19 protein-coding genes and 1 tRNA gene are annotated in these 19352 nt (G+C 66.0%); 13 read left to right on the top strand and 7 right to left on the bottom strand.

All coding sequences use genetic code 11. The annotated features are described in order from the left end of the window. Positions 1 to 61: 61 nt before the first annotated feature. The 3 genes from FVD38_RS19690 (at position 62) to FVD38_RS19680 (ending at position 3012) form a co-directional block, all read left to right on the top strand. Positions 62 to 982 carry a DMT family transporter gene (locus FVD38_RS19690; protein WP_229493850.1) on the top strand — a complete coding sequence of 307 codons (921 nt, stop codon included), beginning with the start codon at positions 62 to 64 and terminating at the stop codon, positions 980 to 982. 3 nt (positions 983 to 985) lie between these two features. After that, on the top strand, positions 986 to 1885 hold the full coding sequence (locus tag FVD38_RS19685; RefSeq protein ID WP_147936423.1) for a DNA-3-methyladenine glycosylase family protein: 900 nt from the start codon (positions 986 to 988) through the stop codon (positions 1883 to 1885). 62 nt (positions 1886 to 1947) lie between these two features. After that, on the top strand, positions 1948 to 3012 hold the full coding sequence (locus FVD38_RS19680) for a glycosyltransferase family 2 protein (protein ID WP_147936383.1): 1065 nt from the start codon (positions 1948 to 1950) through the stop codon (positions 3010 to 3012). A 33-nt stretch (positions 3013 to 3045) separates the two neighbouring features. Here the strand turns inward: FVD38_RS19680 and FVD38_RS19675 are convergent, their stop codons facing one another. Then, entirely contained in the window at positions 3046 to 3459 is a 414-nt protein-coding gene (locus FVD38_RS19675) for a T6SS immunity protein Tdi1 domain-containing protein (protein WP_147936382.1), read from the bottom strand. A gap of 208 nt (positions 3460 to 3667) precedes the next feature. Further along, positions 3668 to 3744, bottom strand: a tRNA-Met gene (locus FVD38_RS19670). A gap of 183 nt (positions 3745 to 3927) precedes the next feature. Between FVD38_RS19670 and FVD38_RS19665 the strand changes: the two genes are divergently transcribed. The 5 genes from FVD38_RS19665 to FVD38_RS19645 all read left to right on the top strand — a co-directional run bounded on the left by FVD38_RS19665 (position 3928) and on the right by FVD38_RS19645 (position 8340). Continuing rightward, positions 3928 to 4509 (top strand): NUDIX hydrolase, encoded by a 582-nt coding sequence (locus tag FVD38_RS19665; protein WP_147936381.1) that lies wholly within the window; start codon positions 3928 to 3930, stop codon positions 4507 to 4509. A gap of 1 nt (position 4510) precedes the next feature. Beyond that, positions 4511 to 5329 carry a leucyl/phenylalanyl-tRNA--protein transferase gene (gene aat / locus FVD38_RS19660; protein WP_147936380.1) on the top strand — a complete coding sequence of 273 codons (819 nt, stop codon included), beginning with the start codon at positions 4511 to 4513 and terminating at the stop codon, positions 5327 to 5329. A gap of 63 nt (positions 5330 to 5392) precedes the next feature. Then, positions 5393 to 6121: an arginyltransferase gene (locus FVD38_RS19655; protein WP_147936379.1), complete on the top strand. Its 729-nt coding sequence runs from the start codon at positions 5393 to 5395 to the stop codon at positions 6119 to 6121. 117 nt (positions 6122 to 6238) lie between these two features. Continuing rightward, entirely contained in the window at positions 6239 to 7291 is a 1053-nt protein-coding gene (locus tag FVD38_RS19650) for a quinone-dependent dihydroorotate dehydrogenase (RefSeq protein ID WP_147936378.1), read from the top strand. A gap of 2 nt (positions 7292 to 7293) precedes the next feature. After that, a complete protein-coding gene (locus FVD38_RS19645; RefSeq protein WP_147936377.1) occupies positions 7294 to 8340 on the top strand; it encodes an aldo/keto reductase in 1047 nt (348 codons plus the stop codon). 39 nt (positions 8341 to 8379) lie between these two features. Here the strand turns inward: FVD38_RS19645 and FVD38_RS19640 are convergent, their stop codons facing one another. Next, on the bottom strand, positions 8380 to 9276 hold the full coding sequence (locus FVD38_RS19640) for an EamA family transporter (protein ID WP_147936376.1): 897 nt from the start codon (positions 9274 to 9276) through the stop codon (positions 8380 to 8382). A 73-nt stretch (positions 9277 to 9349) separates the two neighbouring features. Between FVD38_RS19640 and FVD38_RS19635 the strand changes: the two genes are divergently transcribed. From FVD38_RS19635 to FVD38_RS19615, 5 genes are all read left to right on the top strand, one after another. Then, the gene (locus FVD38_RS19635; RefSeq protein WP_187271652.1) at positions 9350 to 9829 is read left to right on the top strand and encodes an Lrp/AsnC family transcriptional regulator; all 480 of its coding nucleotides are present in this window, start codon (positions 9350 to 9352) and stop codon (positions 9827 to 9829) included. 69 nt (positions 9830 to 9898) lie between these two features. Beyond that, a complete protein-coding gene (locus tag FVD38_RS19630) occupies positions 9899 to 10429 on the top strand; it encodes a sigma-70 family RNA polymerase sigma factor (protein ID WP_147936375.1) in 531 nt (176 codons plus the stop codon). A gap of 2 nt (positions 10430 to 10431) precedes the next feature. After that, positions 10432 to 11418, top strand: a complete 987-nt coding sequence (locus tag FVD38_RS19625) for a FecR domain-containing protein (RefSeq protein WP_147936374.1) — start codon at positions 10432 to 10434, stop codon at positions 11416 to 11418. 82 nt (positions 11419 to 11500) lie between these two features. Continuing rightward, positions 11501 to 13921 (top strand): TonB-dependent siderophore receptor, encoded by a 2421-nt coding sequence (locus tag FVD38_RS19620; RefSeq protein WP_229493848.1) that lies wholly within the window; start codon positions 11501 to 11503, stop codon positions 13919 to 13921. A gap of 1 nt (position 13922) precedes the next feature. Continuing rightward, the gene (locus FVD38_RS19615) at positions 13923 to 15482 is read left to right on the top strand and encodes a PepSY-associated TM helix domain-containing protein (protein WP_147936373.1); all 1560 of its coding nucleotides are present in this window, start codon (positions 13923 to 13925) and stop codon (positions 15480 to 15482) included. Here FVD38_RS19615 and FVD38_RS19610 read toward each other — a convergent pair. Genes FVD38_RS19610 through cysT form a run of 4 tightly spaced genes read right to left on the bottom strand, consistent with a single transcriptional unit; the run spans position 15415 to position 19202 of the window. Further along, complete coding sequence (locus FVD38_RS19610) at positions 15415 to 16344, bottom strand: CysB family HTH-type transcriptional regulator (RefSeq protein WP_147936372.1); 930 nt, start codon at positions 16342 to 16344, stop codon at positions 15415 to 15417. The two genes, FVD38_RS19615 and FVD38_RS19610, sit on opposite strands and share 68 nt — an antisense overlap. Then, positions 16341 to 17414 carry a sulfate/molybdate ABC transporter ATP-binding protein gene (locus tag FVD38_RS19605; RefSeq protein WP_123069117.1) on the bottom strand — a complete coding sequence of 358 codons (1074 nt, stop codon included), beginning with the start codon at positions 17412 to 17414 and terminating at the stop codon, positions 16341 to 16343. The genes FVD38_RS19610 and FVD38_RS19605 overlap by 4 nt, the downstream gene beginning before the upstream one ends. A 16-nt stretch (positions 17415 to 17430) precedes the next feature. Continuing rightward, entirely contained in the window at positions 17431 to 18336 is a 906-nt protein-coding gene (gene cysW, locus FVD38_RS19600) for a sulfate ABC transporter permease subunit CysW (protein WP_147936371.1), read from the bottom strand. After that, positions 18333 to 19202: a sulfate ABC transporter permease subunit CysT gene (cysT, locus tag FVD38_RS19595; RefSeq protein WP_147936370.1), complete on the bottom strand. Its 870-nt coding sequence runs from the start codon at positions 19200 to 19202 to the stop codon at positions 18333 to 18335. The genes cysW and cysT overlap by 4 nt, the downstream gene beginning before the upstream one ends. Positions 19203 to 19352 lie beyond the last annotated feature (150 nt).

Genomic DNA, 19352 nt, shown 5'->3' with positions numbered 1-19352 from the left:
TGGCAGGAAAACGCCGGTCCTGCCACAATGGCCCGTTATCAGACGGGCCATCTTTTTACCAATGAACACCGCGAACATGCTGCGCCTGGTGGCGCTGGCCGCCATCTGGGGCGGCTCCTTCCTCTTCATGCGCATCGCCGCGCCCGTGCTCGGACCGGCGCTGCTGATCGAATACCGGGTCGGCTTCGCCGCCCTGTTCCTGGCGCTGGTGGCCTGCTTCCTCCACCTGCGCGGCAAGGGCGCCCCGCTCGGCGTACGCCGCCACTGGAAGCATTACCTGATCCTCGGCCTGTTCAATTCGGCCCTGCCCTTCCTGCTGTTCGCCTTCGCCGCGCGCACCCTGTCGGCGTCGGTGCTGTCGGTGCTGAACGCCACCGCGCCGATGTGGGGCGCGCTGGTCGGCGCCGCGTGGGCGCGCCAGAAGGTGTCCGGACGCAGCGCGCTCGGCCTGCTGCTCGGCACCGGCGGCGTGGCGCTGCTGGTCGGCTTCGACCACGTGGCAGAACGGCCTGGCGCCGGCATCGCCGTCGGCGCGGCCCTGGTCGCGGCCTTCAGCTACAGCATCGCCAGCCAGTACGCCAAGTCCGCCCAAGGTGGGGGAAATAAGGTGGCGCCGTTCGCCAACGCCCACGGCTCGATGTGGGCGGCCGCCATCCTGGTGCTGCCGCTGGTGTTCTTCTTCCCGGCGCCGGGCGAGCCGTCGATGGGCATCATGGCCGCCGTGCTGGCGCTGGGCGTGGTCTGCAGCGGCATCGCCTACATCATCTATTTCAAGCTGATCGAGGAAGTCGGCACCACCTCGGCGCTCACCGTCACCTTCCTCAATCCCTTGTTCGGGATCCTGTGGGGTGCGCTGTTCCTGCATGAAGCCATCGGCTGGCACACGATCGCCGGCTCGGCCATCGTGCTGCTCGGGACCGCGCTGGTGACGGGCTTCAGGCCACGCTTCGGGCGCGCCGCCGCACCGGCGGGCGGCAAATAAATGATGGAGACGACGCAGGACATCATCCTGCCGCCTGGCTACCGCATCGCCGACGTCATCGCCTTCCATGGCCGCGACGCCGAGGGCGTGGCCGAGCAGGTGTCGCCCGAAGGGCTGCGCAAGGGCGTGCTGCTGGGCGGCGTGCCGACCCTGCTCGACATTCGCTTCGACGGCCGCCAGGCCCGCTGCCGCATCGCCTGCGATGGGCCGGCCACGCCGGCGCTGGAAACCCTGGTCCAGGATGCGCTGCTGAACGTGCTGGGCCTGCGCATCGACCCGGCCGCCTTCGCCGCCTTTGCGCACGACGATCCCGTGCTCGGCCCCATGCTGGCGCGCCAGCCCGGCCTGCGCATCGTGCAATCGGCCACCGTATTCGAAGCGCTCACCTGGGCCATCATCGGCCAGCAGATCAATCTGACGTTCGCGATCGCGCTGCGCCGCACGCTGATCCAGTTGGCCGGCCGCCCGCATTCAAGTGGCTTGTGGTGCTATCCGGAAGCGCAAGACGTCACCCGCCTCGCCCTGGAAGACCTGACCAGCCGCAAGTTCTCCGGCGCGAAGGCCGAGACCGTGCTGCGCGTGGCGCGCATGGTGGTCGATGGCAGCCTGTCGCTCGAGCGGGAACGCGATGCCGCCGTGGTCAGCCAGGAACTGCTGGCGATCAAGGGCATCGGCCCCTGGACCGTCAATTACGTGCTGCTGCGCGGCTACGGCTACACGGATTGTTCGCTCGAAGGCGACGTGGCCGTGCGCAACGCCCTGCACAATCTGACCGGCAGCGCCCAGCGGCCGACGCTGCTCGAAGCCCAGCACCTGCTGGCGCGCTATGCGCCGCACCGCACCATGGCGGCCGCCTATCTGTGGGCGAGCCTGACTGCAAAGCACGAAGACGATCGCGGTTGACACCGTTTTCGCCAGGAAAAACGGACGGTGGATCGTCGTGTGCGTGTGATATATTCAGCAACATGAGTACGACGTTTTCCCATCCAAACAGCGGCCCGAGCGGAGCTGAAACGCATGTTTCCGACGCGGCGATTGCGGTCGTGATTCCCTACTTCCAGCGTCAGGAGGGCCTTCTCCAGCAAGCCCTTGCCTCAATTGTCAACCAGGAACTTTTGCCTGAAGAAGTGATCGTGGTCGACGACAGTTCGCCGATACCGGCGCGGGACGAGGTTGCGGCTGTGCTGAGAAATTTCCCGCAGCTCAAGGTCCGTGTCGTCGAACAGCCCAACGGCGGCCCCGCGTCCGCCCGCAACAAGGGATTGGACAATGTGTCGCCGCATTGCCACTACGTGGCCTTCCTCGACTCAGACGACACGTGGCATCCGGCGCATCTTTTGCGCGCACATGCCGCCTTGGAGCGTGGCAACGACTTTTATTTTTCCGATTATTTTCGCATTGGCCAGACAAAAACGGTTTTTGAACAAACCAGTGGCTTCAGGATAGACGAACACCCGGCCCTCACCGACTGCGGGCCGGTAGCACACTACCGCGGCAATATGACGGAGCAGATCCTGAGGGCGAACGTCATTGGAACCCCGACCGTGGTGTACCGCTTCAAGAAGTTTGCCGCGCTGCGCTTTCGCGAGGAATTCGTCAATGCCGGTGAAGACTTCCTGTTCTGGCTGCAGCTGAGTACCCTGACGGATGCCTATGCCTTCGGCACCACGGCGGAAGTCACCTGCGGCCGTGGCGTGAACATCCATGCCGGCTCGGGCTGGGGCACCGAAAAATCGCTGGACCGGCTGCATTATGAAACCAAGCTGGAACTGGCCCTGCCTCGTTTGTTCCAGCTCGATGAAGCACAGCTGAAACGAAACCGTGCGCGGCTGTCCGAACTGCGTCAGACCATGTTGAAGGACATCCTGCACCGGTTGGTGAACCGCAAGACCATCAACCCACCATTGCTGAGAAAGCATCTGGCGATGGACCCCATGCTTCCACTGTTCGTGCCGTCGGCGGCGTGGCATATTGTCGCCGGCCGTCTTCGCTCCCAGGCGGCAGGGCGCAGGGAAGGCGGCAGCCGCTAGACGATTGCCGGCCGAAAGACGCCGGCATGGCGCTCAGCACCAGCGCGGCAAACCATCGAACTGCTGCGCGCCCTCGCCCGAGAACCGGATGAGCTCAGCCAGCGGCACGGTGGCGAGATTGTCGCAGCCATAATTCCCGCCCAGCGCGCTGGGAATCTTGAGACAGTATTTGCGCCCTTCGGTCAGCGGCCCCAGCGCGGCTTCGGCCAGCCGCACCGCCTCGGGCATATACCAGTCGTTGAGGAAATCCTGGTTGTAGGCCAGCGCATCGAGCGCGGCGCGGCTGCGCGCCAGCGGCTCGCACACCAGTTCTTGCGGACGCAGGCACCAGAAATGGTCGTCCTCGTCGCGGATGATGAGGTTGCCGAAGGCATTGGCCCCGAGAACTTCGACGGCGCTCATGCCGACCCAGCCCCAGGCCTCGTTGATGTCGTCTACATCGATCATGGTCATCGCCCCTGAATGTCGCCATGGCGCATGCGCGCGGCGGTTCGCAGGGTTGGACAGGGCGGGCTCGTGTGCATTGCAGCAGAGACGAGCGGGTTTGACCTGCGTCGAGGCCGTTAAGACGGGGAAAGGTAGTTGCCAGACATGAAAAATGTCGGCCTGAAAAACGAAAAAGCCGCTGACTCTTGCGAATCAGCGGCTTTGAATCTGGTTGCGGGGACAGGATTTGAACCTGTGACCTTCGGGTTATGAGCCCGACGAGCTGCCAGACTGCTCCACCCCGCGTCTGTGAAATGAATTATACGCCCATTCACCTCATTAGGCAAATGCAATACTGCGCCCATGTGCGATTGCAACACGATATAACTCATGGCCTGCGCCAAACAGGCCCTGCTCACCACCCGGGCACTGCCCTACCGCCGCCGCATTCGGTGTAAAGTAATGCCAATACCAATTCGTCACACGACCATGAAATTCTGCTCCGAGTGCGCCCACCCCGTGCTGCTTTCCATCCCCGAAGGCGACAACCGGCCGCGCTACGTCTGCACCCATTGCAACACGATCCATTACCAGAATCCGAAACTCGTCGTCGGCTCGATCCCCGTCTGGGAGCGCGAAGGCAACATCCAGGTCTTGCTGTGCAAGCGCGCCATCGAGCCGCGCTACGGCTACTGGACCCTGCCGGCCGGCTTCATGGAAAACGAGGAGACCACCGAACAGGCCGCCGTGCGCGAGACCGAGGAAGAAGCCGGCGCCAACGTCGAGCTCGGGCCTTTGTTCACCCTGCTCAACGTGGCCCACGTGCACCAGGTCCACCTGTTCTACCGCGCGCGCCTGCTCGACCTCGATTTCGCGGCCGGCATCGAAAGCCTCGACGTCCAATTATTCACCGAAGACGAAATCCCGTGGGACGACCTGGCCTTCCCCACCATCCGCAGCACGCTGGAACTGTTCTTCGCCGACCGGATCAAAGTGCGCGAGGGGGGCGCCTTTGGCTTTCACAGCCGCGACATCCATCGCCCGATGATCGCCCCACGCGAACCGGACTGAGATGATTCCCTGGCTCGAGACCGATACGCCGTTTCCCGACGTATCCAAGGCATTGACGGTCGAAGCGCCGGGCCTGCTCGCGGCCGGCGCCGACCTGTCGCCGCCGCGCCTGCTGCAGGCTTACCGCAACGGCATCTTTCCCTGGTTTTCCGAAGGCCAGCCCATCCTGTGGTGGAGCACCGACCCGCGCATGGTGCTGTACACGGCCGACTTCAAGGTAAGCGATAGCCTGGCCAAGACGCTGCGCAAGGTCGAGCGCAGCCGCCTAGCCGGGGGCCGTTGGGACGTGCGCTTCGACTCCGCCTTCAGCGACGTCATGCGCGCCTGCGCCGCGCCGCGCCGCGACGGCCCCGGCACCTGGATCTCGGACGAGATCGTCGACGGCTACAGCGGCCTGCACGCGCTGGGCTATGCCCACTCGTCCGAAGTCTGGCTCGACGGCGAACTGGTCGGCGGCGCCTATGGCGTCTGCATAGGCCGCATGTTCTATGGCGAATCGATGTTCGCGCGCGTGTCCGACGCTTCCAAGGTCGCGCTGGCCTACCTGGTGGCTTTCCTGCGCCGGCACGGCGTGCGGATGGTCGACTGCCAGCAGGAGACCGGCCACCTGGCCTCGCTCGGCGCGGCGCCGATCCCGCGCAGCCGCTTCCTGGAGCACCTGCGCGCCGCAATCGCTGAGCCGCCTATCGGCGACTGGACGGTCGGCCCGCCGTTCGCGGCGCGGGACGACATACCGTCCGCAGCTTCCGTAACGCCCGCAGCATCAGCCGCGGCGCCCGACCGATCCGGCAACTCGCCCGCGATACCGTTGGATGGCTAACGGTATCGCGCGCGGGTTTTCGCTAGAATAGGTTCATCACACGTCGTCTCGAGAGTTTTTTGCATGACGCACCTACACGACCTGCCATTCGCGACGCTGCAGTTCTACACGACGGCGCCCTATCCCTGCAGCTATCTCGACGCGCGCCAGGCGCGTTCGCAGGTCGCCACACCGTCGCACCTCATCAACGCCGACGTATATTCCGAACTGGTCAAGAACGGCTTCCGGCGCAGCGGCATCTTCACTTACCGCCCCTACTGCGACGGCTGCCAGGCCTGCATCCCGGTGCGCGTCAAGTGCGAGGACTTCACGCCCAACCGCACCCAGCGCCGCGCCTGGAAGCGCCATGGCGACCTGGTCGCGATGGTGGCCAACCTGGCCTTCTCCGACGAGCACTACGCGCTCTACCTGCGCTACCAGACCACGCGCCACGTGGGCGGCGGCATGGACCAGGACAGCCGCGACCAATATGCCCAGTTCCTGCTGCAAAGCCGCGTCAACACGCGCCTGGTCGAATTCCGCGAGCGCGACGGCACCCTGCGCATGGTGTCGATCATCGACGTGCTGTCCGACGGCCTGTCGTCGGTCTATACCTTCTTCGATCCCGACGTCGAGAATGCCTCCTACGGCACCTACAACATCCTGTGGCAGGTGAACCAGGCCCACGAGCTCGGACTGTCCTATGTCTATCTCGGGTACTGGATCGAACAGAGCCCCAAGATGGCCTACAAGATCAACTTCCGGCCGCTCGAAGCCCGCATTGACGGCGAATGGGGTGTGCTGCAGCGCTAGCATTCCAGGCCGCCCTTGCCGCTTGTGATACATGTGCTAACAAAGTCATTGACACACGAATACGTTTGCCGCAGCGCGTCAAGTTAAAATGATGGGGAAAACTTAACTGAGTTCCCCATGCCCGATAAATTCCTGTACACCCTCGTTCGCCCCGCACTGTTCTCCCTCGATCCGGAGACGGCCCACAACCTGACCCTGCCCATGCTGCGGCGGGCAGGCGCGCTCGGCCTGACGGGGGCGTTCAGGAAGCCCCTGCCCGACCCGCGCACCGTCATGGGCATCACCTTCCCCAACCCGGTCGGCCTGGCCGCCGGCCTGGACAAGGATGGCGCCTACATCGACGGCTTGGCCGCCCTCGGCTTCGGCTCGATCGAGATCGGCACTGTGACCCCGCGCGGCCAGGCCGGCAACCCCAAGCCGCGCATCTTCCGCCTGCCGCGCGCGCGCGGCATCATCAACCGCATGGGCTTCAACAACGGCGGCGTCGACGCCTTCGTGGCCAATGTGCAGGCCTCGCGCTTCTACCAGGAACGCCGCGGCGTGTTGGGCCTGAACATCGGCAAGAACGCCGACACGCCGATCGAACGCGCGGCCGAGGATTACCTGCACTGCCTGCGCAAGGTGTACCCGTATGCGAGCTATGTGACGGTCAACATCTCGTCGCCCAATACCAAGAACCTGCGCCAGCTGCAGGGCGCGTCTGAACTGGACGACCTGCTGGCGCAGCTGAAGGCGGAGCAGACCAAGCTGGCCGACCACCACGGCCACTACGTGCCGATCACGCTCAAGATCGCGCCCGACGTCGACGGCGACCAGATCCGCGACATCGCCGGCGCCCTGCTGCGCCACAAGATCGACGGCGTGATCGCCACCAACACCACGCTCAACCGGCGCGACGTCGAAGGCATGAAGCATGCGCAGCAGGCCGGCGGCCTCTCCGGCGCGCCGGTGTTCGAGCAATCGAACATCGTGATCCGCGCGCTCAAGACCGAGCTGCGCGACGACATCCCGATCATCGGCGTGGGCGGCATCATGCGCGGCCCGGACGCCAAGGCCAAGATCGAGGCCGGCGCCAAGCTGGTACAGCTGTACAGTGGCCTGATCTACGCCGGCCCGGGCCTGGTGCGCGAATGCGCCGATGCGCTGCGCGAAAAGAAAAAGAAGAAGTGAACATGCAACGCAAGACACAGGGCCGTACCGACCTCGAGGTGAGCACCGTCTGCCTCGGCACGATGACCTTCGGCGAGCAGAATACCGAGCAGGACGCGCACGCCCAGCTGGACTACGCCCTCGAGCGCGGCATCAACTTCATCGATACCGCCGAGCTGTATCCGGTGCCGCCGAACGCGGCGACCCAGGGCTCGACCGAGCGCTTCATCGGCTCCTGGCTCAAGGCGCGCGGCGGCCGCGACAAGCTGGTGCTGGCGACCAAGATCGCCGGCCCGAACGGCAGCCAGGCCTGGATCCGCGGTTCAAAACACAACCACGACGCCGCCAACCTGCGCGCGGCCGTCGACGCCAGCCTGCAGCGTCTGCAGACCGACTACATCGACCTCTACCAGTTGCACTGGCCGAGCCGCAACGTGCCGATCTTCGGCGCGAACCAGTTCGATCCGCGCAAGGAACGCAACGGCGTGGCGATCGAAGAGACGCTGCGCGCCCTGGCCGACCTGGTCAGGGAGGGCAAGATCCGCCACATCGGCGTGTCGAACGAAAGCCCGTGGGGCGTGTGCGAGTTCGTCAAGCAGGCCGAGATCCACGGCCTGCCGCGCATCGCCACCATCCAGAATCTGTACAACCTGACCGCGCGCGCCTTCGAGACCACCTTGCTGGACGAAGTCTGCTACCGCGAAGACGTCAGCCTGCTGGCCTACAGCCCGCTGGCATTCGGCCAGCTGAGCGCCAAGTACGTCGACGACCCGCGGGCGCGCGGCCGCCTGACAATCTATCCGCCCACCTGGAGCCCGCGCTATCTGCGACCGGCGGTGTTCGACGCGACCCGCGAGTACGCGGCGCTGGCGCGCGAGCATGGCTTGACGCCGGCGCAGATGGCGCTGGCGTGGTGCTATTCGCGCTGGTTCATGGGTTCGACCATCGTCGGGGCGACCACGCTGGCGCAGCTCGAGGAAAACATCGATGCGGCGCAGATCGTGCTCAGCGATGAGGTGGTCAAACGGATCGACGAGATCCACGGCCGGATCACGAATCCAGGTCAATGAGCGAACGGCGCCGGCGTGTATTTTGCCGGACCGCTGACTTTATTCGGCAAACGAGGTGCGGCTGCCCGGTGAGCTGTTTCCCGTCCTGCGCACCGTGACGCTGCTGCCTGCCGACGCCAGGGCGATCAAACCGATTGCCAACCATTGGAGCGAGCTCAGTCGTTCATCCAGCAGTACCAGCGCCAGCAATGCCGCGAGCGCCGGCTCCATGCTGATCATGACGCCAAAAGCCTGCGGCGGCAGCCGTTTGAGAGCGATCATTTCAAGCGAAAACGGAATCGCGCTGGAAGCGATCGCCACACACAGGCCAACTGCGAACACCCAGGGCGAAAACAGCGCGGTTCCGATATAGGGAAGCCCGACGGGCACGACCACCAGGGCAGCTACCGCCAGTCCCAGAGCGACCGAGTGTCCCGCGTGCAGATGTTCCATTCGTCTGCCACACAGAATATAGCCAGCCCAAAACACCGCTGCCGCCAGCGCATACATCACGCCGACGGGATCGAGTTCGCTTACCGTGTTCCCCATCGGGAGAAGCAATCCAAGGCCCATCACTGCCACCAGAATCCAGGCAAAATCCAGGGGCCGGCGTGACGAGAACAAGGCTACCGCCAGCGGCCCGGAGAACTCGATCGCCACCGCGACACCGAACGGAATGGTACGGAGCGACAAGTAAAAACACAGGTTCAACAAGCCCAGGGCAACACCGTAACAAATGAGCGTGCCGGCGTCGGTTCGCGATATCGCCTGACGCCATGGGCGCCAGACCGCAAGCAGCAGGAGTGCTGAAAAACCGACGCGGATCGCGGTCGTCCCTTGTGCACCGAATAGCGGAAACAAGGTGTGCTTTGCCAGTGACGTACCCAGGCAGAGAAACGTGATCGAGCCAAACACCGACAGTATCGGAACGAGTGGGTGGGATTTATAGGAGGACATCACGAAATTCTAGTGCGGTAGAATCGATATTTGCACTCTTGTTCAACCCTCCTCGCGCAACTTTCGCTCTCGGATGATGCTACCGCCCCTTCCAGGCCTGGACAAATTCGACCTGGCCATCCTCGACCTTCTGCAGCGCGACAACACGGTCTCGCAGCGAGAGATCGCCAAAACCGTCAATCTCTCGGCGCCGGCCGTCCAGCGCCGCATCCAGCGACTGCGCGAGAGCGGAGTCATCCAGGCCGAGCTTGCCATCCTGGATGCCAATCGGCTCGGGCGCCCGCTACTGTTGACTGTCTCGGTGCGCGTGCACGACGAGCACCCTCAGCGTACCGAAGGAATGCGCCAGCGAATCATGGCCGAGCCGGCGGTCCAGCAGTGCTACATGATTACGGGGGAGACCGACTTCTTGCTGATGATCTCCGCCGCCACGATGCTCGACTTCGAGGACATCGCGCAACGGCTGTTCGGCGGCGACGACAATGTGCAGCGCTTCCAGACGTCCGTCGCTTTGCGTTGCCTCAAAACCGGCTCCTACGTGCCTCTGGCATGAATTTTTATTGACTTCGCCAAGACCTATATAATAATGAGAACCATTCTCAATTATTAAAGGACTACCCGGATGGCGGGTCTTGACACCGTCGCGCAACCCCAGCTGGCCATGCTCTACGCCGACCACCACGGCTGGCTGCAGGCATGGTTGCGCCGCAAGCTGGGCTGCGGTTTCACGGCCGAGGACCTGGTCCAGGACACCTTCCTGCGCCTGTTGGTGCGCCCGCGCGCGCTGGACGGCGAGCGCAACCCGCGCGCCTATCTCACCACCATCGCCAGGGGGCTGGTGATCGACCACTGGCGCCGCGAGGACATCGAGCGCGCCTGGCTGGCCGCCATGATGGACCGTCCCGACGCGCTGCAGCCCTCGGCCGAGCACCAGGCCATCATCATCGAGACCCTGGTCGAGGTCGACCGCATCCTCGCCGCCCTGCCCGACAAGCCGCGCGCGGCCTTCCTGCTGGCGCACCTGCACGATCTCACGTATGCCGAAATCGGCGCGCGGCTGCAGGTGTCGGAGCGCATGGTCAAGAAATACATGGCCCAGGCCATGCTGCACTGCCTGACGGCGGCATCGTCCTTCCACGCGGCGCTGGCCTGAGCATGCCCGCCCGGACCGCGCCGCAGGACATCCCCTACGCCAGTCTCGAGCAGGCGGCCGAGTGGTACGCCACCTTCCGCTCCGGCGCGGTCGACGATGCCGAACGGCGGCACTGGCAAGACTGGCTGGCGCGCGATACCGGCAACCGGCAGGCCTGGGCACGGGTGGAAGCCATCAGCCAGAACGTCGCCATCGCCAGGCAGACGCCGGAAGCTTCCAGCGCGGCCCTTCACGCTTCCGGCGCACAGCGCCAGCGCCGAAAGCTGCTCAAGACGCTCGCACTGGCCGCCCTCACCACGGGGCTTGGCTGGCAGATGGCGCGCCAGGAGCAGGTGCAGGTGGCGCTGGCCGGACTCGCGGCCTCGCACCGCGTCGGCGTGGGCGAACGCAGCGAGACGGTGCTCGACGACGGCACCCGGCTCTGGCTCGACTCCGGCACGGTCGTTGACCAGCGCTTCGACGACGCGCTGCGCCTGGTGGTGCTGCACCAGGGAGAGATCCTGCTCGAGAGCGGCCAGGATGCGCGCCGTCCCCTGGTGGTGCGGAGCCGCCAGGGCAGCATGCGCGCGCTCGGCACCCGCTTCCAGGTGCGGCAATTCGACGGCCGCTCGCGCCTTGGCGTGAGCGAAGGCCGGGTCGAGGTCACGCCGTTCGACGCGCATGGCCCCATGCTGGTCGTCGAGGCGGGCCAGGAGATCACGTTCACGCGCGATGGCGTCTCGGACGCCGTCGCACTGCCGGCCACGCGCGACGCGTGGACGCGGGGCATGCTGATCGCCGAAGACCTGTCGCTCGAAGCGTTTTTGTCCGAACTGTCGCGCTACCGGCATGGCCACCTGGGCTGCGATCCGGCGATCGCCGGGCTGCGCGTGGTCGGCGCCTTCCCGCTCGACGACACCGGCCAGGCGCTGTCCATGCTGGAGGCGGCGCTACCGGTGCGGGTGCGCCAGGTGTTGCCATGGTGGGTCAGCGTCGGCCCGGAAAAATAATACGGCATCTGGTTCCCCTTTTTGCGCACCGTTCGGAAAGCAGGGTGAAGACCTTCATTCTTGCTCCTTTCCGAAAGCCCGTATGACACGATCGCCAACCGCCCTCGCCGCCCGCCTGCTGGCATGCAGCATGTTCGCCTCTTCCCTGCCCGCCGTCGCGGCCGACGCCGCCCCGGTCCAGCAAGCCGCGCCACGCAACTTCAGCATCGCGGCCGGCCCGCTGAACGCCGTGCTGGCGCGCTTCTCGGCCGAGTCGGGTGTCTACGTCGCCGCCAACGGCGCGCTCACCGCCGACGTTTCCAGCCCCGGCGTGCAAGGCATGCTGCCGCCACACGAGGCCCTGTCGCGCCTGCTGGCCGGCAGCGGGCTGCAGGCCGTATCGCAGGGCGAGGGCCGCTATATCCTGCAGCAGGCTCCGGCAGCGCCGGCCGCCGCCATGCCGCGTTCGGCCACCCTGCCGGCGCTGCCGAAGGTGCTGGTGCGGGCCGACCGCACGCAGGCACCGGGCGACGTCGACGGCTTCGTCGCCAGGCGCAGCAGCACCGCCACCAAGACCCTGACGCGCCTGATCGAGAACCCGCAATCGGTGTCGGTGATCACGGCCGACGAACTGGCCAGCCGCAAGGCCGAGACGCTCGACGAAGCGCTGCGCTACACGGCCGGCGTGACGCCGAACATGAAACCGTGGGCGGTCGATGAATTCTCGATGCTGCGCGGTTTCGACCTGGGCGCCGCCGGCATCTTCCGCGACGGCCTGCTCACTTCCGGCCGGGCCTATGCCGCGCCGATCGAACCATATGGCCTGGAACGCCTGGAAGTGCTGCGCGGTCCGGCCTCGGTGCTGTACGGCCAGTCGCCCCCGGGCGGCATGATCAACGCCGTCTCCAAGCGGCCCTCGCGCGACGCCGTACGCGAGATCGGCGTCGAATACGGCACCTACGACCGCAAGCAGTTCAAGGCCGACGTCGGCGGCGCGCTCGATGAACATGGCGAGTGGACCTGGCGGCTCACGGTGCTGGCGCGCGAATCGGGCACTCGCCTGGACCTCGACAGCGACGACCGTGTCTACGTGGCGCCGGCCCTGACCTGGCAGCCGAGCGCCGACACCCGCCTGACCCTGCTGGCGCAATACCAGAAGGACGACCAGTCGTATGCCTGGCCCAACCAGCTGCGCAATCCCGACCCGCTGGGCCAGCCGGCGGCCAGCGTGAACCTGGGCGGGCGCGACAACCGCTGGGAGCGCGAGAACCACGCGGTCGGCTACGAGTTCGAGCACCGCTTCAACGACACCTGGACGGTGCAGCAAAACCTGCGCTACACCGAACTCGATCGCGACGAGACCAACGTCTTCCCGCGCGCGCTGCTGCCCGATGGTCGCTCGGTGACGCGCCTGTTCTATCCGCGCGGTTCGGCCTGGCGCGGACTGCAGGCCGATACCCGCCTGCAGGCCAGCTTCACGACCGGCGCCCTGGCCCACCAGGTGCTGGTCGGCCTCGACTACGCCGACAACAAGACCACCGACCGTTATCCGTATGCGATCACGCCGATGCCGAACCTCGACCTGTACGCGCCGGTCTACGGCGGGCACGAGACCATCGTACCGGCGGCCGCGCCACGCAACGAGGTGTATCCGCTCGAGCAGACCGGCCTGTACCTGCAAGACCAGCTGAAATGGGACAAGTGGGTGGTGACCGCCGGCCTGCGCCACGACCGCGCCAGGAATTCGAACACGCGCGAGCTGCCGGCCGCCGGCACCTCTACCCTGGCCTACCGCCAGTCGGCCAGCAAGACCACCGGCCGCCTGGGCGGCGTCTACCTGTTCGATTCCGGCTGGGCGCCTTATGTCAGCTACGCCACCTCGTTCACGCCCACGATCGGCCGCGACGTCACCGGCGAGCTGCTCAAGCCGTCTACCGGCCGCCAGCTCGAGGCCGGCCTGCGCTACCAGCCGGAAAACGCCACCACGGTGTACACCGCCTCGGTCTTCAACCTCGTGCGCCAGAACGTCACGACCGCCGCGCCGCAGGATCCGGCCGCCACGGTGCAGACCGGCGAAGTCGAATCGCAGGGCCTCGAGCTCGAGGCGCGCACCAATATCTCGCGCAACCTGAGCGTGGTGGCGCAATACACCTGGCTCGATACCGAGATCACGCGCAGCAACTACGGCGACCGCGGCCTGTGGCAACCCGGCGCGGTCAAGCACAGCGCCTCGGTGTGGACGCGCTACGACTTCAGGCTGTTTGACGCCGTGCAAGCCTATGGCGCGCTGGGACTGCGCTACTACGGCAAGTCGCGCTCCTACCAGGACTACGGCTATGAAGGCCTCACCAATCCGGACTACGGCATGGTCGATGCCGCCTTCGGCGTCGAGCGCGGCCCATGGCGCTTCTCGGTCAACCTCAACAACCTGTTCGACAAGCAGGTCCTGTTCGATTGCGACCGTAGTTTCTGCTATCGCAGCGCCGAGCGCACCGCCAATGTGAGCGCCAGCTATCGCTTCTGACGTGACCACTCGTCCAGCACCAGCGCCGGCACCAGCGCCAGCGCCAGCGCGCCTGCGCCAGTCGATGGCCGGCCTGCACCTGTGGGCCGGCCTGCTGGGCGGATGGCTGCTGTTCGCCATCTTCGTCACCGGCGGCATCAGCTACTACCGCGACGAGCTCACGCAGTGGCTGCGGCCCGAGATCCCGGCCCCGCCCGCCGTGCTCGACCAGGCCGTGGCGGCGCAGCGCGCGCTCGACACGCTGGCGCGGCAAGGCGCTAACGCCGACCAGTGGCAAGTCGTCCTGCCCGGCGCGCGCGCCAATGCGATCGAGGCCGCATGGGAGAGCGGCGAAGGGCGTGGCAACATCAGGGAACGCGCGCTGCTCGACCCCGCCAGCGGCGCCGTGCTCACGCCGCGCGCAACCCAGGGCGGCGAATTCTTCTATTACTTCCACTTCTCGCTGCACTACCTGCCGGCCACGCTCGGCCGCTGGATCGTCGGCCTGTGCACGATCATGTCGCTGGCCGTCGTGGTGAGCGGGATCGTCATCCACCGCCGCATCTTCAGCGACTTCTTCACCTTCAGGCCGGGCAAGGGACAGCGCTCCTGGCTCGACGCGCACAACGGCTTCTCGGTGCTGTCGCTGCCGTTCTACCTGATGATCCTGTACACCGGGCTGGTGACGCTGATGTTCTTCTACATGCCGTGGCCGGCGCTGGCGGCCTTCGGTGCGCAGCAGGCGCGCCCGGAAATGGCGAAGGTGATGCAGCCGCGCTTCGATACGCCGCCGCGTACTGGCAGCGCGGCGCCGCTGGCCGGGCTGGCGCCGCTGGTGGCGCAGGCGGACGCGCGCTGGGGCGCCGGCAAGGTGGGACGCATCGTCGTGACCCATCCCGGCGCCAGCGCGGCGCGCATCGCGATCGTGCGCGGCGACGGCGACCGGGTCTCGGTCGCACCGTCCTGGCTGCTGTTCGATGGCGCCAGCGGCGCCCTGCTGACGGCGCACGACACCAGCAGCGCCGCAGTCAGCACCTGGGGCGGCGCCTACGCGCTGCACCTGGGGCGCTTTGCCGATCCCCTGCTGCGCTGGCTGTACTTCATGAGCAGCCTGGCCGGCGCCGCGATGGTAGCGACCGGCATGATGCTGTGGGCGGTCAAGCGCCGGCAAAAGGCGCAACAAGCCGGCGTCGGGCTGCTGCTGGTCGAACGGGGGAATGTGGCCTGCGTGGCCGGCCTGTCGATCGCGGTGGCGGCATTCATGCTGGCCAACCGCCTGCTGCCGCTGGAGCTGGCGGCGCGTGCGCAGTGGGAAGTCCACTGCTTCTTCCTGGCCTGGGCCGTGGCGGCAATCTATGCGGCCTGCCGCCCGGCGGCGCGGGGCTGGCGCGCACTGGCGCTGGTGTCGGGCGCGCTGTGGGCCAGCCTGCCGCTGGTGAATGCCTGGACCAGCGGCCGCTCTTTCCTCGCCTTCGATGCCGCCTTCATCTGCATGGCTGGCATCAGCTGGTTCGTCAGTCGGCGGTCGCGATCGCCTTCTCGATATCCGCCCGCGTATAGCCCTGGGCGAAACGCTCGATGAAGTGGAAGGCATACGCGCGCAGATAGCTGCCGCGGCGCACCGCCAGGCGCGTCACGTTCTGGGCGAACAGGTGCGAGGCCTCGATCGCGCGCAGCCCCTTGTCGCGGCCGTGATCGAAAGCCATCGACGCCACGATGCCCACGCCCAGGCCCAGCGACACATACTGCTTGATGACGTCCGAATCCATCGCGGTGAGCACGATGTCCGGCGCCAGTCCGGCTTCGACGAAAGCCGCGTCGATGTGGCTGCGGCCGGTGAAGCCGACGTCGTAGGTGATCAAAGGATGCTCGGCCAGGTCTTCCAGGCGCAGCGGCGTCTTGCTGGCGAAGATCGGATGCCCCTCGGGCGCCACGATCAGGTGGCTCCAGCGGTAGCACGGGAAGGACACCAGGTCGGGGAAGGCCGACAGGCCTTCGGTTGCGATCCCGACGTCGGCCTTGCCCGACGCCACCCATTCGGCGATGTGTTCCGGTGAGCTCTGCTGCAGGGCGATGCGCACATTGGGGAAGGCGGCGCGGAACGACTGCACCACCTGCGGCAGCGCATAGCGCGCCTGGGTGTGGGTCACGGCGACCGTGAGCGTGCCGCTGTCTTGCGCGGCGTATTCGCGGCTGGCCTGCTGCAGGTTCTCGGCTTCGACCAGCAGCTTTTCGACGATGCGCAGGATGCCCTTGCCGGGCGGCGTGAGGCCGGTCAGGCGCTTGCCGTTGCGCTCGAAGATGACCACGCCGAGTTCCTCTTCGAGTTCGCGGATCTGGCGCGACACGCCCGGCTGCGAGGTGAACAGGGCGTTGGCGACTTCGGTCAGGTTGAAATCGCGGCGGGCCGCTTCGCGGACCGAGCGCAGCTGCTGGAAGTTCATATCGCGTTTCCTTCGTCGACGAACACTTCGATGCGGCGCGGACGCACGACCAGCGTCTCGCCTTCCTTGAGGCCCAGGCTGGCGAAGCGCTCGTTCGGCATCACCGCCTCGATGATCTGCTGGTTGTCGGCGCGCTCCAGGTCGAGCTGGGCCAGCGGGCCGATCGCATGCGCGCGGCGCAGTTTTGCCACCACGCCCGCGGCGCCAGGCGTGTAGCGCTCGACGTCCAGGTCGTGCGGACGCACGTAGCCGATGCCGGCGCCATCGCGCACGCCGGCATGCTGGGGCGCCTGGAAGCTCACGTCGCCGCTGGCCAGCACGCCGTCGGTGACGCGGCCGTGGAACAGGTTGACGTTGCCCAGGAAGCCGTAGACGAAGGGCGAGGCCGGGTTGTTGTACACCTGGTCCGGGCTGCCCAGCTGCTCGACGCGGCCCTTGTTCATCAGGACCACCTGGTCGGCCACTTCGAGCGCCTCTTCCTGGTCGTGGGTGACGAAGATCGAGGTCACGTGCAGGTCGTCGTGCAGGCGGCGCAGCCAGCGGCGCAATTCCTTGCGCACCTTGGCGTCGAGCGCACCGAACGGTTCATCCAGCAGCAGCACGCGTGGCTCGACCGCGAGCGCGCGCGCCAGGGCGATGCGCTGGCGCTGGCCGCCCGACAGCTGCGGCGGATAGCGGTCGGCGATCCAGTCGAGCTGCACCAGCTCGAGCAGCTTTTTGACTTTCTCGCGGATCTGCGATTCGCTCGGGCGATCCTTGCGCGGCTTGACGCGCAGGCCGAAGGCGACGTTCTCGAACACGGTCATGTGCTTGAACAGCGCATAGTGCTGGAACACGAAGCCGACCTGGCGTTCGCGCACGTGGCGGTGCGAGGAATCCTGGCCGTCGAGCAGCACGGAACCGGAATCCGGGTATTCGAGACCGGCGATGATGCGCAGCAGCGTGGTCTTGCCGCAGCCCGAGGGGCCGAGCAAGGCGGTCAGCTCGCCATCGGGGAACTGCAGCGAGACGTCGTCGAGCGCGGTGAACTGGCCGAACTGCTTGCGGATATGTTGTACTTCGATCGTCATGCGTGACTCCGGCGTTTCAGTGAGGGGCGGCTGCGGTCGAGGCCTTGCGGGACTCGTGCAGACGCCATTCGATAAAGGACTTGATGGCCAGCGTCACCAGTGCCAGCAGTGCCAGCAGCGATGCGACGGCGAAGGCGGCCGTGAAGTTGTATTCGTTGTAGAGGATCTCGACGTGCAGCGGCATCGTGTTGGTCTCGCCGCGGATGTGACCCGAGACCACCGACACCGCGCCGAACTCGCCCATCGCACGGGCATTACACAGGATCACGCCATACAGCAGGCCCCATTTGATGTTCGGCATCGTCACGCGCCAGAAGGTCGACCAGCCCGAGGCGCCCAGCACCAGCGCGGCTTCTTCTTCCTCGGTGCCCTGCTGCTGCATCAGCGGAATCAGCTCGCGCGCCACGAAGGGGAAGGTGATGAACACGGTGGCCAGCACGATGCCCGGCACCGCGAACAGGATCTTGATGTCGTGTTCCGCCAGCCATGGGCCGAACCAGCCCGAGGCGCCGAACACCAGCACATACATCAGGCCCGCGATCACCGGCGAGATCGAGAACGGCAGGTCGATCAGGGTCAAGAGGATGCTCTTGCCCCTGAATTCGAACTTGGCGATGGCCCATGCCGCCGCCACGCCGAACACCAGGTTCAGCGGCACCGAGATCGCGGCTGCGATCAGGGTCAGCTTGATGGCCGACAGTGCATCGGCATCGATCACCGATTCGACATACACCTCCCATCCCTTCTTGAGCGCCTCGGTGAACACCGCGGCGAGCGGGATGAACAGGAACAGGGTCAGGAAGATGAGCGCGACGGCGATCAGGCTGATGCGCACCCAGCCCGGCTCGAGCACGCTGGTGTCGAGGCGTTTATTGGTCGCCGGGCGCTTGGCCGGCGCCACGTTGTCGAGGACCGCGCTCATGACTTGCCCGCCCGTTTGCGCGTCCACGCCTGGAGAAGATTAATCGCCAGCAGCAGGATGAAGGAGAACACCAGCATCACCACCGCGATCGCGGTCGCGCCGGCGTAATCGTATTGCTCCAGCTTGGAAATGATGAGCAACGGCGTGATCTCGGACACCATCGGCAGGTTGCCGGCGATGAAGATGACGGAACCGTATTCGCCGGTGGCGCGCGCGAAGGCCAGCGCGAAGCCGGTCAGCAGCGCCGGGGTGATGGTCGGCAGCACCACGCGGATGAAGGTCTGCAGCGGCGCGGCGCCCAGGCTGGCGGCGGCTTCTTCCAGTTCCTTCTCGGCTTCTTCGAGCACCGGCTGCACCGTGCGCACGACGAACGGCAGGCCGATGAGGGTCAGCGCCACCACCACGCCCAGCGGCGTGAACGCCACCTTGATGCCCAGCGTGGCCAGGTACTGGCCGATCCAGCCGTTGTGGGCGTACAGCGCGGTGAGCGTGATGCCGGCCACCGCGGTCGGCAGCGCGAACGGCAGGTCGACCAGGGCGTCGACCAGGCGCTTGCCGGGGAACTGGTAGCGCACCAGCACCCAGGCCACGATGCCGCCGAAGACGACGTTGAGGGCAGCCGCGATCAGGGACGCGCCGAAACTGAGGCGGTAGGACGCCATCACGCGCTCGGACGTGACGGTCGCCCAGAAATCCGCCCAGCTCATGCTGAAGGTATTCAGGAACACCGCGGACAGCGGGATGAGGACGATCAGCGCCAGGTAGAACAGCGTAAAGCCCAGCGAGATGCCAAAACCGGGAATGACCCGTCCCGGCCGCCTGGGCTTGGTTGCTGCCGCGTTTCCCGGCAATGCAAGCGAAGTCATGCGAGTCCTTATTACAAATTCTTCTATCGGAATCGCATATTCTCACGCTATGCTCATAAAGCAAACGAAAGAATAATTATTTGTTTAGATGCGAATTGCTATGTGGCAGCGAGGCAAAAACGCATGTTCTTATGCGGAAAAATTCGTACG

It is taken from the genome of Massilia arenae, from assembly GCF_008014745.1.
Lineage (GTDB): Bacteria > Pseudomonadota > Gammaproteobacteria > Burkholderiales > Burkholderiaceae_D > Telluria > Telluria arenae.
This window is presented reverse-complemented; position numbering and strand designations above follow the sequence as displayed.

Bases quoted from the DNA above. Each gene is read 5' to 3' on its own strand.
- FVD38_RS19650 (WP_147936378.1), top strand. From the start codon at position 6,239: ATGCCCGATAAATTCCTGTACACCCTCGTTCGCCCCGCACTGTTCTCC.
- FVD38_RS19690 (WP_229493850.1), top strand. From the start codon at position 62: ATGAACACCGCGAACATGCTGCGCCTGGTGGCGCTGGCCGCCATCTGG.
- FVD38_RS19640 (WP_147936376.1), bottom strand. From the start codon at position 9,276: ATGTCCTCCTATAAATCCCACCCACTCGTTCCGATACTGTCGGTGTTT.
- FVD38_RS19655 (WP_147936379.1), top strand. From the start codon at position 5,393: ATGACGCACCTACACGACCTGCCATTCGCGACGCTGCAGTTCTACACG.
- FVD38_RS19605 (WP_123069117.1), bottom strand. From the start codon at position 17,414: ATGACGATCGAAGTACAACATATCCGCAAGCAGTTCGGCCAGTTCACC.
- FVD38_RS19685 (WP_147936423.1), top strand. From the start codon at position 986: ATGGAGACGACGCAGGACATCATCCTGCCGCCTGGCTACCGCATCGCC.
- FVD38_RS19630 (WP_147936375.1), top strand. From the start codon at position 9,899: ATGGCGGGTCTTGACACCGTCGCGCAACCCCAGCTGGCCATGCTCTAC.
- FVD38_RS19620 (WP_229493848.1), top strand. From the start codon at position 11,501: ATGACACGATCGCCAACCGCCCTCGCCGCCCGCCTGCTGGCATGCAGC.
- FVD38_RS19610 (WP_147936372.1), bottom strand. From the start codon at position 16,344: ATGAACTTCCAGCAGCTGCGCTCGGTCCGCGAAGCGGCCCGCCGCGAT.
- FVD38_RS19625 (WP_147936374.1), top strand. From the start codon at position 10,432: ATGCCCGCCCGGACCGCGCCGCAGGACATCCCCTACGCCAGTCTCGAG.
- FVD38_RS19635 (WP_187271652.1), top strand. From the start codon at position 9,350: ATGATGCTACCGCCCCTTCCAGGCCTGGACAAATTCGACCTGGCCATC.
- FVD38_RS19645 (WP_147936377.1), top strand. From the start codon at position 7,294: ATGCAACGCAAGACACAGGGCCGTACCGACCTCGAGGTGAGCACCGTC.
- FVD38_RS19680 (WP_147936383.1), top strand. From the start codon at position 1,948: ATGAGTACGACGTTTTCCCATCCAAACAGCGGCCCGAGCGGAGCTGAA.
- aat (WP_147936380.1), top strand. From the start codon at position 4,511: ATGATTCCCTGGCTCGAGACCGATACGCCGTTTCCCGACGTATCCAAG.
- cysW (WP_147936371.1), bottom strand. From the start codon at position 18,336: ATGAGCGCGGTCCTCGACAACGTGGCGCCGGCCAAGCGCCCGGCGACC.
- FVD38_RS19675 (WP_147936382.1), bottom strand. From the start codon at position 3,459: ATGATCGATGTAGACGACATCAACGAGGCCTGGGGCTGGGTCGGCATG.
- FVD38_RS19665 (WP_147936381.1), top strand. From the start codon at position 3,928: ATGAAATTCTGCTCCGAGTGCGCCCACCCCGTGCTGCTTTCCATCCCC.
- cysT (WP_147936370.1), bottom strand. From the start codon at position 19,202: ATGACTTCGCTTGCATTGCCGGGAAACGCGGCAGCAACCAAGCCCAGG.